This is a genomic window from Glaciimonas sp. PAMC28666 (genome assembly GCF_016917355.1).
Taxonomy (GTDB): domain Bacteria; phylum Pseudomonadota; class Gammaproteobacteria; order Burkholderiales; family Burkholderiaceae_D; genus Glaciimonas.
Genome location: NZ_CP070304.1, coordinates 2,066,189 through 2,083,066 on the forward strand (window position 1 = coordinate 2,066,189; position 16,878 = coordinate 2,083,066).

Here is a 16,878-nt window from a genome sequence, read left to right on the forward strand (position 1 = left end):
GGAACTACAAAACACGGCATTGAGAAGCGTCCTCAAGCGTCGACTTCAAGGAAAAAATGTGAGGTGAGGTGAAAAGACCAGGGCTTAAGGCTCCTACCTCTATGTGCGCGGCATCAGAACGCCCAAAGCGCCTCTTGCGGCAGCTGCAGCCAATACTCCCCCGGAGTCAAACGGTGGCTGGCATACGCCCGCAGCCCGATGGTGTCTACCGCATCGCCATTCTTGAACAGGCACTCCCAACGGTCACCGAGATACATGCAGGTGAACAACGGAAGTTTGATAGCGTTGTCTACCGGCTCGCTGGAGATCCGGACTTGCTCCAGGCGAATAATGCCGATCGCCTCATTGCCGGCGTTGCCGCCACGCGCGGTGGCTGTCACGGTGCCCCCTTCCACTTCCAGCAAGGCCAGATCTCCCTCGCGCCGCAGGACTTTGGCTGGTAGCCGATTATTGCTACCCATGAATTCCGCAACAAACAGCGTGTCCGGGGTTTGATACATACTTTGCGGTGTACCTTGCTGTTCAATCTTGCCGTTGTTGAGCAGCAGGATACGATCCGAAATCGCCATCGCTTCGGCCTGGTCGTGGGTGACCATCAGCGCCGAAAGTCCCAGGCGGACAATCAGTTCACGTAAAAACGCACGCGCTTCTTCACGCAATTTGGCATCCAGATTGGACAGCGGTTCGTCGAGCAAAATGACCGGCGGGTTGTATACCAGTGCTCGGGCAATCGCCACCCGCTGCTGCTGTCCGCCAGAAAGTTGATGCGGAAAGCGTTCTCCCAGGTGGCCTAAACCAAGCTGCGTCAAGGTGCTATTCACGCGCTCGGCAATCTCGCTTTTTCCCATTTTCCGCAATTGCAGACCGTAGGCAACGTTGTTGAATACGGTTTTGTGCGGCCACAACGCATACGATTGAAATACCAGACCGAGATTGCGCTCTTCGGCGGGGATTTCCAGTTTGCCATTGCCGTTAAAAACGGTCCGTTCACCAATCTGAATCTCACCGGCTTTGGGTGATTCAAGTCCAGCCACGGCGCGCAATAACGTGGTTTTACCGCTACCCGATGGACCTAACAACGCAACCACCTCGCCGCGTTGTAATTCCATCGAAACTCCTTTTAAAATCTGATTGGCACCGGCACCGGTGCCATAGTCCAGATAAAGATTGCTGACGCTTAATTCGCTCATGATGCTATTCCTGTATGGAGGGTTTAATCGTGCAACTTGACGCCGAAGCGCAGCGCGATACCGAGGCCAATGGCCACTAAAAAGATATTAATAAATGAGAGTGTTGCCACCAGATCGACCGAGCCAGAAGCCCATAACGAGACGATCAAGGCACCGATGACTTCAGTGCCCGGTGAGAGCAGATACACGGCGGTTGAATACTCGCGTTCAAAAATCAGGAACACCATCAGCCAAGCACCGAGCAAGCCATACCGCACCAATGGCAACGTGATATGGCGGGTGACCTGACCGCGCCGTGCGCCGACTGCGCGGGCCGCTTCTTCCAATTCCGGTCCGACTTGCAGCAGCGCTGTGGTGATCAGGCGCATACCATAAGCCAGCCACACAACGGAATAGGCCAGCCACACAGAAAATATGGTCGAACGCAATTCCCGCATGATTGGAATGACGCTGCTTACCATCCAGTTGGCGAAGAAATTGTCGTAATTTTTAAAAACATCGTTCAAGGCTGAAGGCACGAACAAAAATACCCACAAGAACGCCAGTCCTGCCAACAAGCCAGGCACTGCACGTGGCACCAACACACTGTAATCAAGGAAGCGCGTAATGCCATCGGGCTTGCGATGCATTGCCAACGCAATGCAGCAATAACATGCCACCGTAATACCGCCGCCGATGACACCAATCAGGACAGTGTTCAAAATTCCGCGCATTAACGATGGTTGATCGAAAACATCGATAAAATGTTGCACGGTGAAGGCGTCAACCAGCGAGACGCCGTAACCCCAATGCGACACAAATGCACGCAAGGCGATTCCCGACAGCGGTATAACGATGGTGAAGATGATCCACATCGCAATAAGTCCAAACGCAGGCCATTTCCAGTTTCCAAGCGGTAGTGCTTTTTGGCGCGCGCCCTTGCCTTTGATCGAGACATATTTATTTGCCGAGCGCAGCAACCAGCGCTGCATCATTACCAGCGGGAACGTCACCGCCACCAGACATACAGCCACCGCTGCCATTAAATGATAGGAAGGGGTTCCAAGTTTATTGGTGAGTTTGTATAGATAGGTAGGTAGAACCAGATGACCTTCCGGGTCGCCCAGCACCAGTACCAGACCAAAGACCTCAAAGCCGAGAAAAAATACCAGCACGCCGGCATATGCCAATGCTGGCATGATCATCGGGAGCGAAACGTTGAGGGCGACCTGCAGCGGCGATGCACCCGCCACGCGAGCGGCCTCCTCCACATCGGCACCAAGGCTTCTCAGCGCTGCGGAAGCGTAAAGATAAACGTGTGGCACGTGGGTAAGGCCTGCAATGATGATGATGCTGGGAAACGCGTAGACATTCCAGGGATCGCCATCAAATCCAACCATACTAAGCAGACTCTTGACCCAGACGGTATAGAACCCGACAGGTCCCATTGATACGACATAACCGAAACCGATGACCATCGGCGATACAAAAATAGGGACAAGCAACAACGGTGCGATCCAGCTACGACCAGGAAGATCAGTGCGGACCATCAAGAATGCCAACATGCCGCCTAACGGAACGGCAATCAACGCCAGGCCTGCGGCCAGCATCATTCCGTTTGCAAACGCCTGACGGAAATCAGGATCGTCAAAAATAAAACGATACGGCTCCAGACTTAATTCTTTTACTGGGGCAAAAAAAGGTGCCGATAAAAAGCTTTGATAGAAGATCAGCGACAGTGGCACGAACACGGCCAGTGCGGTCAGCGTCACCACCAGTCCGCGTGGCCAGTTCAGGCGAAAAAGCCATGCGGCCCAGTTGCTGCGCACCGATGGCTGTGGAGAGGAAAGAGTATGCATAGTGGGTAATTGTCCAGATCAGAATGCAGATAAAAATTACTTGAACGGCACCTGATCTCAAAATCTGGACGTAGAACGACCCGCCGCCGTGCGCCTTGTGAGAGGTCACGACAGAGTGTCGATTGCCAGAGATCAGGTAGAAAGATGCGCGTAGGCTGGGTTGCGCCGACGGAGCCGGGTAAGCGGCTTCGTCAGGAGAGATGCATCATTTGTTGAAATTGTTGGCGCTGATAAACAGCGCCGACGCACAACATCGACAGCCACGTCCCACAGATTATTTTTTGCCTGCCGCCGCTTTCCATTGCTTCAGAAAAGCCAGACGTTTGGTTTGATCCAGATAAGCCAGCAGCACCGGACTCACCGGGATCGGCTTCAACGCTGTGCCAAGTTGCTTGGTCAACTCTGATAGTGTTGAGGTTCCGGTGACATCGGCGCGGATAGCGAATAGCTGCGCTTCATTGGCAACGATAGTCTGGCCGCGTTTGGATAGCAGATAATCGAGCCACAACTTGGCCGCGTTGCTATTTTTTGCCGATTTGTTGATAAACGCGACCCGCGACATCACCAGATTATAGTCGGTGGTAAATGCCACTCCCAACGAGGGATCTTTTTTGGCGCGGCTGAGCGCATACGATCCAAGCACGTTGTAGCCGATCAGATTTTCCCCGGATGAAATGCGCTCCAGCATGGTGCCGGTGGATGACTGCACCCGTACTGCAACATTTCCGAGCGCCGTGGCAAGTTCCCAAAACTGCGGATTGTCTTGCGCATCTTGCGTAATGAACGAGAAGCCCACACCTGATTTTTCAATATCGTAGGTGGTCACTTTATTTCGGTATTTGTCTGCTTTCGTGGTCAGCAGTCTGGTGAAAGCCGCGTGCGTAGTGGGAACTTCATCGGCCGGGACCAAACGCTTGTTATAGACGATGGCAATCGGTTCATAGGTTGTACCGTAGGCCGTATCCTTATAGCTTGCCCAAGCGGGAATCGCACCGGCTTCCGGCGATTTATACACGGCGCCATAACCCTCTGTCACCAATTTAACTTGCAGATCCATTGACGACGACCACAATACGTCGGCGGTGGTCCCGCCAGCGGCAGCTTCGGAGATAAAACGGTTATACACTTCCGTTGAGTTCATATCGTTAAACTCAACTTTTACGCCCGGATAAAGAGCGCTAAAATCTTTGATTAATGGCTCGGCAGCTTTGGAGTCCGTGGCACTGTAAATAACCACCTTGCCCTCTTTTTTTGCACCTTCAATGATCCTGTTATAGTCCGCCGGATAACCACTCGGAACTTGTGCCCATGCGCTGCCGGTGGTCGTCAGCGCTAATGCAGCTGCCATAAGTGTCAAAGATTTTTTCGGTGTAAACATAGATGTTGTCTCCTGATTTTTCTATTGGTGTGTGGGTGTTACGTTCTAACTTGTGTGATTATTTTTTTACGTTATGACTCGTGATCTTTACGCAATGGCGATACATACCCGACCACGCCAGGTTTACCGCACCAGTCCCATCGCGTTCGCCTGTTGTCCATATTGATAAACCGTTTTTTTGACATACTCGGTCAGCGCTTTGCCCGTCAGGGAAAATGGGAAAAGTCCACCCTCTGTGCGCAAACGATCGAACTCAGGAGTGGCCATCATTTGGTCGAAAACGTTGATCCAGCGGTGGTAATCGGCATCAGACACATGCGGTCCCATGTAAACGCCGCGGATGATCGGCCAACTCACATCGATACCCTGCTCCCGTGCGGTGGGTACGTTCGCCAGTGCCCCGGGTAGGCGATTGTCGGATAGCACCGCCAGAATACGAATCTCGTTATCTGCTGCGTGTAACATCGCTTCCGAGGCATCGCCCGATACTGCCTGCACATGACCGGCACGCAATGCGGTAAATGATTCACCACCGCCTTCGAGTGCGACAAAGCGCAAGGTTTTGGGATCGATGTGACGCTTCCTGGCGAGCAGCGATATCTTGAGCCAGTCTTGACTGCCGACCGTGCCAGCCGCGCCGATGGTGACCTTGGACGGATTGTCTTTCAAGGCTTGCATCAGGTCGCGCAGGTTCTTAAAAGGTGAGTCGCTTCGTACCGCGATCATGCCGTAATCGGCACCGACCGCAGCGACCCAGCGCACGTTGGCCGGACTGGCGCGGCCGTATTTTCCCTGCGCGAGATTCATCAGTGAACCACCAGAAAAAGCCACCAGCGTTTGTGCTTCTCCACTCCGTTGCGTCACGATGGCATTCCAGGCGACCGCCCCTATTCCCCCCGGTAGATAAGTGGTACGTATGGCAATCGGTGGAACAGCGTTTTTCTGGCTGACGGTGAGCGTAGTGGGAAGCAGCATGCCCTTTTGAATGAGCTTGCAGGTCAAATCCATACCACCGCCCGGCTTGGCCGGAGCCAGACACTCCGGCACACTGAGGGCCGTTATCGGAGTGCGGCTGCCCGCCCACGCAGCGCTTGCGGTGACTAGCATGCAAGCGGCGCTCACGTAAATCAAAGTTTCTCGAAATGTCATTGTCTCCACCCACAATCTATTGTTGTTATCGCATTTCTTCTGTTTACCCAGCAAACGGCTGCAAAAACAATCAGCCTTATCGAATACTAATAGACGAATAGACTAAAAATGGAACAAGGGGTTTTTTAATTAATCGCATCATAGCTGGTCGAATCTTTCAGTTTCCTTTCAGTTTGGGAGCGAACAAAAAATGTTGTACTTTTATGCCTCAAAACTATGCAGCGCAATAGCGGTTAGTACTAATTCACTTACGGAAATCGGCTATTTTTGAGTATTTGTTATCTACATTGACTGGCGTTTTGCAAAACCGATCGTTCTATGTAAATATTGGCGACCTATTCAACCGGCTCCCAATGATTATGCGGATTTTATTAATTGAAGATCACGTTGAGTTATCACGTTGGCTTTCAAAGGCGCTGCGAGATGCGCATTGGACGGTCGAATGTGCGACGAACGGGGCCGATGCCGATTCGTTGTTGCATACCCAGCAATACGCGTTGGTGATTCTGGATTTAAGTTTGCCAAAGATGGATGGGCTGGAAGTCCTCAAGCGTTTGCGCGCGCGCGGCAGTAAGGTACCGGTGTTGATTCTCACCGCACGCGGCGGTGTTCCGGATCGGGTACAGGGATTGAACCTGGGCGCGGACGACTACCTGGCAAAACCGTTTGAACTTGAGGAGCTGGAGGCGCGTGCAAAAGCCTTGTTAAGGCGCGCTCAGGGCAACGAGGGGCTGACATATAGTTGCGGCGCTCTGCAGTTCGACACAGTCTCACGCATGTTTAGTTATGGAGATGGTCTTTTGGCATTAACGCCACGCGAACACGCGGTGCTGGAAGTATTGATGACCCGTGCCGGCCGGGTCGTTTCGAAAGAAAAACTCTTCGATGAAGTGTTTTCGCTTGCCGATGATGCTAATCCGGATGCGATAGAAATCTATATTCATCGACTGCGCAAAAAACTGGCAAGCGATCAAAATGGTCAAGTCGCCATAACAACCCTGCGCGGCCTGGGATATTTGTTGCAGGCACAAGCAGCCTAATGCGCCACCAACTGCCCTCCTCCGTGCCCGTATCGCGCAGCAAAGACGGGTTGATAAAAGAGTGCGGAAAAAATGCTGGAACCTCACTCGGCACCTTGCGTAGTCAATTGTTGCGATGGCTGCTTATTCCGCTGTTACTGTTAGTAGCGCTAGATTCACTGTCTGTGTACCGCAACGCCCTGGACGTGGCAGACCTGGCCTACGACCGAGCGTTGCTGGCCTCGACGCGCGCATTGGCAGAACGCGTGTCAATCGTTGATGGTAAGGTCGTGGCCGATGTGCCATACGTCGCGCTCGATAGTTTTGAGACCGACACTTTGGGGCGGATCTATTACAAAGTCACCGGTACCAAAGGCGAATTTATTTCTGGGTACGACGATCTTCCAGCCATCCCTGCTCATACCCCGCGTTCAGAAATCTATCCTGCGCTGGTGCGTTTTTATCATTCGACCTACCGCGGCGAACCGGTCCGGATTGCTGCCCTCTATCAACCCGTGTATGACGATTCCATGCGCGGCATTGCATTGATCCAGGTCGGGGAAACCATGGACGCACGCAGTGCAATGACGCGTCAAATTTTGTTCGGTACTCTGTGGCGGCAGGGCTTATTAGTGATGGTCGCCGCACTACTGGTGTGGTTCGCGGTGCGAATAGTATTGCGCCCGTTGATGCAATTGAAGACAGCAGTAGAAGCCCGTGGCCCTACCGACCTGACAAATTTCGACGCCGATCAGGTGCATATCGAAATGCGGCCCCTGATTGCAGCGATGAATGGCTACATGGGACGCTTGCAGACCTTGATTACCGGGCAGCGCCGGTTCATCGCCGACGCATCGCACCAACTGCGCACGCCGCTCACCGTTTTGAAGACTCAGGCCGAACTCGCATTGCGAGAACTGAAGCGCGATCCGCAAGATCCCCAATCACCGCTGGATATCGAGGCGATACGGGAAATTGTGCGCAGTATGGCATCGACCACCGACGCCACGGTCCATCTGGCGAATCGGCTTCTGACGTTGGCACGCGCTGAGCATGGCGTTGCCGAAGGCGGCATGGTGGCGCTGTCACTCACCGCCGCAACGCGTCAGGTCGGGTTGGAGTTGGCTCCGCAAGCGGTCAAGAAGCAACTCGATTTGTCGTTTGATGCAGAAGAAAATGTTTTTATCACTGGCAACCCATTGATGTTGCATGAGCTAATGTCGAACCTGCTGGATAACGCAATTCGCTATACGCCGTCAAACGGAAAAATTATATTGCGCGTACGGCGTGATGGCCAGACGCAACGTGGGGTGTTTGAAATAGAAGACAGCGGTAGTGGGATTCCCGAAGCTGATCGTGAACGGGTTTTTTCAGCGTTCTATCGAGCGCCCTCGGCACAGCAATTGAATCCGAGCGGGGCGGGATTAGGATTATCGATCGTGCGCGACATCGCTGCTGCGCATCACGCATCGATTGTGCTTTCAGCGCCATCGAAAAATAGCGGCTTAAAAGTGTACATTACTTTCCCGCTGCGGCCCGCGGCTATTGGCTAAGCACATGCACTCTGGCTGCACATAGCGGAATTTCTGAAGACCTGGGAATGCTGATCGTCAGAAAAAAATCAGCATTTATTTGATATCGTTCGGGACCATTTCTTAAATAATTTACGCAAATGAGTATTTTATTTAAGACTTTTTCCTATTGGTTAAACGCGTTGTGATGGCTATACTTTTGAGCAAGTGATTCTATGAGTTCAAATAATGGCCACATGTATTGCGTCGAATTTTTTTAATCAGGTTAAAAGCGTTCTTAGACTGATCGAATCGACTGTTGAGCAATCCGGCTCATCGGTTTTAAACCGGTCAGGTGCGGTTGACTTTGTATAAGCAGCGCGGCGCCGGGCTCATCGAAGTGTTGATCGCCCTGGTCATCACCGCGTTCTCCTTGTTGGGCCTGGCAGGGCTGCAAATGACCGCGTTGCGCCACCAAAAAGTCGCCCATTACCGTGCGAAAGCTTTCACATATAGTCATCATCTTGCGGAACGCGTACGGAGCAATCTTCGCGGTGCGCGCGAAGGATTTTACAGTCCCGCTCCACAGCACTATCCTCCGCTTCACAGCGGCCGGCCAGAAACCCCGACATGCGCCATTGCATTCGTCTGTACGCATGCGGAAATCGCAGCCATTGATATCCATGAATGGCGCATAGCACTTCGTCACGCCATGACAGGCGGCTGGGGAGAAATATCGGGTAGCCCGCTGACTGGTTTCGTCATCATGGTCTATTTCAGAGAGTCGGCAATCCGTACCGGTGCCGCTCCGAATGAAAGCAAAAGCACAATCAAAAACACGCAATGCCGTAGCGCTGCGTTAAATCCCGTAACCGACCACGACGTGCGCTGCTTCACGATGTTATTCACGCCCTAAAATTGGACGATATTGCGATGATAACCAGACGTATGTGCCGAATCATGGAGGCAAAGAAAATCGGGTGCCTGCACGGTGGACTAGCACTACCGATGACGCTTATTTTTCTTCTAGTCATGACAATGATCGGACTTGCAGCGATGCGTAACGTGTCACTTGAGGAAAAAATTGCAGGAAATTTGCGCAGTCGGCAACGCGCATTTGAGGGAGCCGAGCAAGGGCTTCGCTATTGCGAGATGTTGGTTGGAAAACTTTCCAAATCCCCGGCAGATTTTCCTCCCCAACTGGCTATGGGTCCCGTGATGGATGAAAACAATCAAGAGAAAAATCATTGGGAAATCGCACAGAACTGGCGTGATAACGCGGTCTCTATCGCCCTTCCTCCGCGATTTATTGCTAACAATGGCCCGATCGATAGCGTGTCCGAATCACCGCGCTGCATGATCGAAAAAATGGCGTTAGTCGGTGATGATGAATTTCAGCTGAACCCTGCAGACCGGCTTCTAGCGTATCGAATTACGGCGCGTGGCGCTGGTGCTAACAGTAATGTGGCGGTAATACTGCAAAGTTATATACGGCTGTGATAAAAATTTCAGGCTACAAGGCTCGTGCGATGAAAAAAATTGATTTTGGCAGGTTGATCACGTTGAAGTTAGCGGCCTTAATGACATTCACGGCGTTAATGGCGTTAATGACGTTATTGACGCCAGCGCTAGCGCGTATATCGCAATTTCCCCTGTTTCCTTCCGAAGGATTTTCTAATTTGATTTATAGCTCCCCTGCCCTCGATGGCACATCCATCGCCTACCGGGCCGGTTTTACAACCAAGGATTGGGCTGGTCAACTAAAAGCTTTTCGCGTCAACGCGGACGGGAGTATCGGTGCCGTTGTATGGGACGCAGAACGACAAATACCTGCGTGGCAAGCACGCAATATTACGTCCTGGAATTCAGAGACGGATAATGCTATTGACTTCCAATGGTCGCAGCTTTCCGAACCGCAAAAAAGAGAATTAGGATCGATCAATGTGCTGTCTTACTTGCAAGGCGATTCCACGTTAGAGGCAGCGCAGAAGATTGGCAATTTCCGTAATCGCTCAAGCAGCTTGGGTGATATCGTCAACTCCGTGCCAATCTATGTAAAAAATGCTGATTTTGGTTACACAGCGTTACCGAAAGTACAGGGCGGAGGAATCGTTTATCGGGATTTTCAAATGCGCAAACATTCTCGCAAAGCGATGTTGTATGTCGGCGCAAATGATGGCATGTTGCACGGTTTCGATGCTGTCACCGGCGCTGAGAGATTCGCCTATGTTCCGCACGCCTTATTTCCTTACCTGAGCGCTCTCAGCCATCCGGACTACGTGCTAAAACATCGCTATTTTGTAGATGGTCAATTGACCGAAGGGGACGCCTACTTTTCGCGAGAAACCGCATCAACGCCAGTATGGAAAACAATCGTTCTTGGTACAACGGGCGCTGGCGCAAGAAGCGTCTTTGCGCTAGACGTTAGCGCCCCGGCATTGTTGAGTGCAAAAAGCGTCATGTGGGAACGGTCCGACGTAGTCTCCGGCGGAATTATTGATCATGATATGGGACATGTCCTGGGCGAGGCAGCGGTCGTGCGCTTACGCAGTGGCCAATGGGCGGCGTTATATGGCAATGGTTACGACAGCAAAAATAAAAAAGCAGTGCTCTATCTGGTGAATATTACCGACGGTTCCCTGATTAGAAAAATCCAGACCGAACAGGGTGGATTGCAGGGACCAAACGGTCTGTCGACGCCTGCCTTGCAGTTTAATTCGCATAGAGAAGTTATCGCCGCATACGCTGGTGATTTGCGCGGGAATATCTGGAAATTTGATTTGGAAAGTACTAATGCAAAGGCATGGGGTGTCGCGTATCACGGTCGACCATTGTATGTGGCGACCGATCCCGACGGAAAGCCGCAGCCGATTGTGGCGCAACCGGTGGTGGCACGCCACCCTAACGGCGGGCGCATGATCATGTTTGGTACTGGAAAACTGTTCGAAGTCGACGATCCTTTCGACACGCAATTTCAGACCATCACCGCAATATGGGAGCAAGCCGATACAGCGGACAGAGCCTCAACCATCGAGGGCCGCTATCAATTGCAGCAACAAACGCTTTCACCCATCACCGGCGGTCGGATCATCAGCAAAAATCCGGTTAATTGGAATAATCGGCGCGGCTGGTATGTTGACCTGCCTGACCTCGGCGAGCGCGTGGTCGGAAAACTGCAAATGATTAATGGCTTAATAGTCATATTGACTTACACGCCGGGAATGCCTGCGGGAGCGGAAAAGGTACCCTCTTCACAGCTAATGTTAATCGATTTCATGACCGGCAGCGCCGCGCCAAATCCTGTCTTTTTAGCCTCGCGGCCCGATCTGATGTCTATCCGCGTGCCACCGTCAGCGGCGTCACCCACCGCCGTGAGGCTGCCCAATGGCAAGCGCAGCCTGGTACTGCAGGGTATCGATGGAAGACAAAAAATTGTACCGCTAGCTTTAACCCCCATGCTGCCTTTCAGAACCTGGCATCAGCTTGCGGTTCCGCATTAAGGCGCTGTCGAAGGCGCTATCGATTTCACCAAATATCTTTTGTATCACCAGATTTTCGCAGATGCTGCACAAATCGATCAGAGACAAAGTCCACAAAGGCGGTCGCTTTCGCCGATAAGTTTAAACGCTCGGGATAGACCGCAAAGATGTCGGAGGAAGGTAAGTTCCATTCTTCTAGCACCTGGGACAAACGTCCGGAGCGAAAATAGGGCGCGAGATCCCATTCTGAGCGCATCAAGATTCCGTGTCCCAACAGCGCCCATTCCAATGCAATTTCGCCGTCGTTTGTGCTTAAGGCACCGCGTACTTTAATGGTTTCCTGCGCCTTTCCACGGCTCAGGTGCCAGGTGCCGTATGCAGCCTCATTTTCCCGTAGAACGATACATTGATGCTTTTGCAGATCGCGCGGGATAGTCGGCGCGTGTTGCTCTTTCAGATAGGTTGGGGAGGCGCACAAAAGTCTTCGATTGGAGGCGATTTTGCGTGCAATGATGCGTGCGTCCGGCATTTCTCCGATGCGGATACCGATGTCAAAGGCCTGATCGGCAAGGTTCAATGGCCGGTCCGATAGTTGCAACTGGACCTCAACCTCCGGATAGCGTTTGATGAAGGCGGAGACTGCGGGAGCAACATACTTGCGGCCAAAGCCGAAGGTTGCGTTGACACGCAAAAGTCCTTTAGGAACGGCTCTGCTACGGCTTACCAAACGCTCCAATTCATCGATTTCCGCCAGAATTCTCGCAGCTTCGGCCAGGTAAATTTCCCCTTCATGCGTCACGCTCATGGTCCGGGTAGTGCGGTTTAACAACCGGATACCGAGCCGTTGCTCAAGTTTGGCGAGTCTTTTAGTGACCGCTGGCGGCGTCACGCCCAATTCGCGCGCGACCGCCGCAAGGCTGCCTTGCTTGACCAGAACCGTAAAAAATGCGAGATCAGAGAGGGAATTCATTAGTAACTTAAAAGAAATAATAGACTAAATAGGAGTGAATTATAAGCAATCTACGCGGCGATACAATAGATTTAAATAACGGGAGAAAATGATGTTTTCAGGATTCACGCCCCACGTCGCCGACGTCAACGGTACCCATATTCACTTTATCCGCCGTGGGACGGGCCCCGCATTGCTATTGCTGCACGGGCATCCGCAGACGCACGTTATCTGGCACAAGGTTGCGCAACAACTGGCAGAACGTTACACCGTGATCGCCGCTGATCTGCGCGGTTATGGTGACAGCGGAAAACCGGTCGGGTTGCCGGATCACAGCAACTACTCCAAGCGCACCATGGGGCAGGACCAGGTTGATCTCATGGCGACCTTGGGATTTAAGGAATTCTTGCTGATGGGACATGATCGTGGAGGGCGCGTGGCATACCGCATGGCGCTGGATCATCCGGAAGTTATCCGCAAGCTGGTTGTGCTGGACGTTGCGCCGACTCTGGCAATGTATGAAAAAACCACGCTGGAATTCGCTACCGCTTACTACCACTGGTTTTTTCTAATCCGACCAGCACCTTTTCCGGAGTTGCTGATTAATTCGCATCCGGAAGAGTATCTCAAACATACCATCGGTGGCCGCAGTTCCGGCATGGCACCGTTCACACCGGAGGCCTATGCGGAATACCTGCGCTGCCTGCGCGATCCATTAACGATACACGGGATTTGCGAGGATTATCGCGCCAGTGCCGGAATTGATCTCGACCATGAACGCAGCGATCTGGCGGCCGGTCGAAAGATCCAGTGCGAAATGCTGGCGCTCTGGGGTGGCAATGGTGTCATTGAAAAATGCTTTGACCCCTTGGCTGAATGGCAACTGTTGGCCAATAAGGTAAGCGGCAGGGCGCTTGACTGCGGGCATTACATTCCCGAAGACGCTCCAGAAGCTTTGTTGGCAGAAGTGTTGCCATTTTTTGCCAAATAAAAAACGCATTACTAAGGGGAATAATATGTCAGGCCGCACGCTATACAGAAAAATGGTGGATTCGCATACCGTCTCTACACTCGACGAACAACATGTATTGTTGTACGCCGATCTGCACATCATGAACGAATACACGAGTCCGCAAGCATTTAGCGGTCTGCGTGAAAAAGGTCGCACTGTCCTCCGTCCTCGGCAACAGCTCGCGGTGGTTTCTCACATTATTCCTACGCATCAGGTCGCGAATGCCAATCGGGTCATCTTCGATCCGGCCTCTGCGTTGCAGGCGACCAACTTGAAGCGTAATTGCACCGATTTCGGTATCGCGTTGTTTGATACTAACGACGTGGATCAAGGCATCGAACATATCATCGCACCGGAACATGGTTGGATACGTCCCGGCATGGTGGTTCTATGTGGCGATAGTCATACAACCACGTATGGTGCCCTGGGTGCGCTCGGATTTGGCGTTGGCACGTCGGAAGTAGAACACGTCCTGGCGACGCAGACACTGGTCTACCGACTTGCGCAGGATATGCGTATTCAGGTGGATGGTGAACTGCCGGTTGGCACTTCGGTCAAGGATCTGATCTTGTTGATTATCAGCCGCATCGGTGCGCAAGGCGCGCGTGGTTATGCAGTCGAATTTTGTGGTTCGACCATCGGCACCCTATCAGCAGAAGCGCGAATGACGTTGTGCAATATGGCGGTTGAAGCGGGTGCCCGGGCAGCATTGATAAAGCCCGATGCCACCACGCTGAATTACATCAAGGCACACGCTACCAATCTGGATGATGCAAAATTCGCACAGGCTGCTGATGATTGGCGCGAACTGTATTCTGACGACGATGCAGCGTTTGATCTCCAGTATGATTTTTTAGCCAAAGAAGTTTCTCCCTATGTCACATGGGGCACCAGCCCGGATCAGGCCATCTCCGTGACAGGGCGTATACCAATGCCGTCTTCCGATCATAGCGCCCCCGATACGCAAAGCGACGCGGTCGCGCAAGCCTTGCACTATATGGGTCTCGCGGGCGGATCATCGATTTTGGGCTTGCCGATAGATCGGGTATTTATCGGATCTTGCACCAACGGCCGCATCGAAGATCTGCGCATTGCCGCCGCGATTGTCGAAGGCAAACATATCGCGCCATCGGTGCGCGGAATGGTGGTCCCTGGTTCAGGCGCTGTGCGCCGCCGTGCCGAGGAGGAGGGCTTGTCGAACATATTTATCAATGCCGGATTTGAATGGCGTCAACCCGGATGCTCGATGTGCCTGGCGATGAACGACGATGTGCTCAATCCCGGAGAACGCTGCGCATCGACCACTAACCGAAATTTCGAAGGCCGTCAGGGCAGGGACGGCAGAACCCACTTGATGAGCCCGGCAATGGCCGCTGCGGCGGCACTGGCAGGCTGCATTACCGATGTTCGCCGTCTGGCAAATAACGTGGAGAAAAATGATGCTTAAAAATACGCGTATTGACGGTATAGCCGCGCCGCTGCTGATCGACAATCTGGACACCGATCAAATCATGCCCAAGCAATTCCTGCGGATCATCGATAAGGCCGGATTGAGTCATGGCGTGCTCTATGATTTGAGATTTACCCCGGACGGTCAGTTGAAGCCCGGTTTTGTGCTCAATCAAACAGATTTCAAAGACTGCAAATTTCTCATCAGCGGACCTAATTTTGGTTGCGGTTCCAGTCGCGAGCATGCGGTTTGGGGCTTGCAGCAACTAGGGATCGAAGCAGTGATCGCGCCAAGCTTTGGTGAAATATTTTTCGGCAACGCGCTTAACAATCGCCTGTTACTGATCGTGTTGCCGCAAGAGCAGATCGCCTTACTGCTTGCAGACAACGCAGCGGGGCAAAGACAGTTGTCGGTCGATCTGGAAAAAATGACGGTGGGTAACGTCACACAAAGTTTCCGTTTTTCTTTAGCCGATCGCCATAAAAAAATGATCGTGGATGGATTGGACATGGTCGGCGCGACCATGCAATTGCTGCCTGCGATAGTGGCGTTCGAGAAGAAGCATGACGTCGCTTTTCCCTGGGCTAAAGTAATGCCGTCAGCGGGCTCGCATTAACCACGACCGACAGGACTGCGTCCTTTTTCATTGAGCGCGTACTAAAAGATTGCACGGCATCCGCCACTTTTAGGTTTCGCGTTAATTATTTGGGTCGTGGGTAGACTTATTGATATTATGGTATTTTTATTAATGCAGTAATTGCATAATAAAATATCATAATATTAATTATAACGACTACAACGAGACCTCATGCCCCAAAATACGAACCCCATTAACGCTAAATTCGCCGCTATTTGCGGCGTTACACTCGCGCTGACATTAGCGTTTGCTGCTCCGGTATCGGCGCAGCAAACATCCAGCGTCACGACTCAGCAAGCCGCATTGATCGCCCGCCCGATGATGATTTCCCGCCAAGGGAGTTTCTTCGTGGGTGGTCACGATATTTTTTCCGATACCCTGTCGACGCTGCCCAACTACGCCGCCTCCGGAACGGTCACCGTTGACCAAATGTACGTGCATTATCAGGTGCCAGTGAAAGCTAAACCGCTGTCGTTGACATTGATCCATGGCTGCTGTCTGACCGGTAAGACCTGGGAGTCCACGCCGGACGGACGGATTGGCTGGGATGAATATTTCGTGCGCAAAGGTTATTCAACCTACGTGATCGATCAAGCCGAACGCGGCCGCTCGGCAAGCGATATCAGCACCATCAACAGCGTCAAACTCGGCAAAACTGCGCCGTCCCAACTCCCCTCCATATTCGCCGCCGGTCGTGAAGACGCCTGGACCATTTTCCGTTTTGGACCCGAATATCAGAAGGTATGGCCCGGCGTTCAGTTCCCGATGGAGGCGCTTGCCGAGTTCTGGAAACAGATGGTGCCAGACTGGAGCGCCGCGTTGCCGACCCCAAATCCAACCGTTCCCGCGCTCTCTGAGTTAGCGATCAAACTTGGCGGCACAGTGTTGATAAGCCATTCGCAATCCGGTATCTACCCCTTCCAGGCAGCGGCCATTAACACGCGCGATATCAGAGGCATCGTTGCCATTGAACCGGCGGCGTGCCCGGCGCCGGGCGGTGACCTCACACCGTATACGAAGATGCCAACTTTGGTCTTGTTCGGTGATAACGTCGACACATCGCCGCGCTGGTCACCACGGCTCAAGCTTTGCCGTGCTTTTGTAGAAGCGGCCAACGCCGCTGGCGGCCATGCACAACTGGTGGTTCTCCCTGATCTAGGCATCCACGGCAACACGCATATGTTGATGCAGGACCGCAATAATCTGCAGATCGCTGATTGGTTGCTCAATTGGATTGACAAGCATATCGATGCGAAGGCGTCGTAA

The 16,878-nt window shown here is 52.5% G+C and carries 14 protein-coding genes; 9 read left to right on the forward strand and 5 right to left on the reverse strand.

Annotated elements, in window-relative coordinates; genetic code table 11:
* Positions 1-113 precede the first annotated feature (113 nt).
* The 4 genes from JQN73_RS08740 to JQN73_RS08755 all read right to left on the reverse strand — a co-directional run bounded on the left by JQN73_RS08740 (position 114) and on the right by JQN73_RS08755 (position 5,555).
* The gene (locus JQN73_RS08740) at positions 114-1,190 is read right to left on the reverse strand and encodes an ABC transporter ATP-binding protein (protein ID WP_205322675.1); all 1,077 of its coding nucleotides are present in this window, start codon (positions 1,188-1,190) and stop codon (positions 114-116) included.
* A gap of 23 nt (positions 1,191-1,213) precedes the next feature.
* Positions 1,214-3,028: an iron ABC transporter permease gene (locus tag JQN73_RS08745; protein ID WP_205322676.1), complete on the reverse strand. Its 1,815-nt coding sequence runs from the start codon at positions 3,026-3,028 to the stop codon at positions 1,214-1,216.
* A gap of 274 nt (positions 3,029-3,302) precedes the next feature.
* Positions 3,303-4,406, reverse strand: a complete 1,104-nt coding sequence (locus tag JQN73_RS08750) for an ABC transporter substrate-binding protein (RefSeq protein WP_205322677.1) — start codon at positions 4,404-4,406, stop codon at positions 3,303-3,305.
* A 123-nt stretch (positions 4,407-4,529) separates the two neighbouring features.
* On the reverse strand, positions 4,530-5,555 hold the full coding sequence (locus JQN73_RS08755; protein ID WP_205322678.1) for a tripartite tricarboxylate transporter substrate binding protein: 1,026 nt from the start codon (positions 5,553-5,555) through the stop codon (positions 4,530-4,532).
* Between the two features lie 359 nt (positions 5,556-5,914).
* Here JQN73_RS08755 and JQN73_RS08760 point away from each other — a divergent pair, with 359 nt between their 5' ends.
* The 5 genes from JQN73_RS08760 (at position 5,915) to JQN73_RS08780 (ending at position 11,585) form a co-directional block, all read left to right on the forward strand.
* The gene (locus JQN73_RS08760) at positions 5,915-6,595 is read left to right on the forward strand and encodes a response regulator (RefSeq protein WP_205322679.1); all 681 of its coding nucleotides are present in this window, start codon (positions 5,915-5,917) and stop codon (positions 6,593-6,595) included.
* Positions 6,595-8,127, forward strand: coding sequence for a sensor histidine kinase (locus JQN73_RS08765; protein ID WP_205322680.1), 1,533 nt, complete (start codon positions 6,595-6,597; stop codon positions 8,125-8,127). The genes JQN73_RS08760 and JQN73_RS08765 overlap by 1 nt, the downstream gene beginning before the upstream one ends.
* A gap of 325 nt (positions 8,128-8,452) precedes the next feature.
* Entirely contained in the window at positions 8,453-9,001 is a 549-nt protein-coding gene (locus JQN73_RS08770) for a prepilin-type N-terminal cleavage/methylation domain-containing protein (protein WP_205322681.1), read from the forward strand.
* A gap of 17 nt (positions 9,002-9,018) precedes the next feature.
* A complete protein-coding gene (locus JQN73_RS08775; protein WP_205322682.1) occupies positions 9,019-9,585 on the forward strand; it encodes a PilX N-terminal domain-containing pilus assembly protein in 567 nt (188 codons plus the stop codon).
* A 29-nt stretch (positions 9,586-9,614) separates the two neighbouring features.
* The gene (locus tag JQN73_RS08780; protein ID WP_205322683.1) at positions 9,615-11,585 is read left to right on the forward strand and encodes a pilus assembly protein; all 1,971 of its coding nucleotides are present in this window, start codon (positions 9,615-9,617) and stop codon (positions 11,583-11,585) included.
* 25 nt (positions 11,586-11,610) lie between these two features.
* Here the strand turns inward: JQN73_RS08780 and JQN73_RS08785 are convergent, their stop codons facing one another.
* Complete coding sequence (locus JQN73_RS08785; RefSeq protein WP_205322684.1) at positions 11,611-12,534, reverse strand: LysR substrate-binding domain-containing protein; 924 nt, start codon at positions 12,532-12,534, stop codon at positions 11,611-11,613.
* A gap of 91 nt (positions 12,535-12,625) precedes the next feature.
* On the opposite strand from JQN73_RS08785, the gene JQN73_RS08790 reads away from it, so the two are divergent.
* The 4 genes from JQN73_RS08790 (at position 12,626) to JQN73_RS08805 (ending at position 16,878) form a co-directional block, all read left to right on the forward strand.
* A complete protein-coding gene (locus JQN73_RS08790; protein ID WP_205323276.1) occupies positions 12,626-13,504 on the forward strand; it encodes an alpha/beta fold hydrolase in 879 nt (292 codons plus the stop codon).
* Between the two features lie 25 nt (positions 13,505-13,529).
* Complete coding sequence (gene leuC, locus JQN73_RS08795; RefSeq protein ID WP_205322685.1) at positions 13,530-14,972, forward strand: 3-isopropylmalate dehydratase large subunit; 1,443 nt, start codon at positions 13,530-13,532, stop codon at positions 14,970-14,972.
* Entirely contained in the window at positions 14,965-15,591 is a 627-nt protein-coding gene (gene leuD, locus JQN73_RS08800) for a 3-isopropylmalate dehydratase small subunit (RefSeq protein WP_205323277.1), read from the forward strand. The genes leuC and leuD overlap by 8 nt, the downstream gene beginning before the upstream one ends.
* A 192-nt stretch (positions 15,592-15,783) precedes the next feature.
* Entirely contained in the window at positions 15,784-16,878 is a 1,095-nt protein-coding gene (locus JQN73_RS08805; RefSeq protein ID WP_205322686.1) for an esterase, read from the forward strand.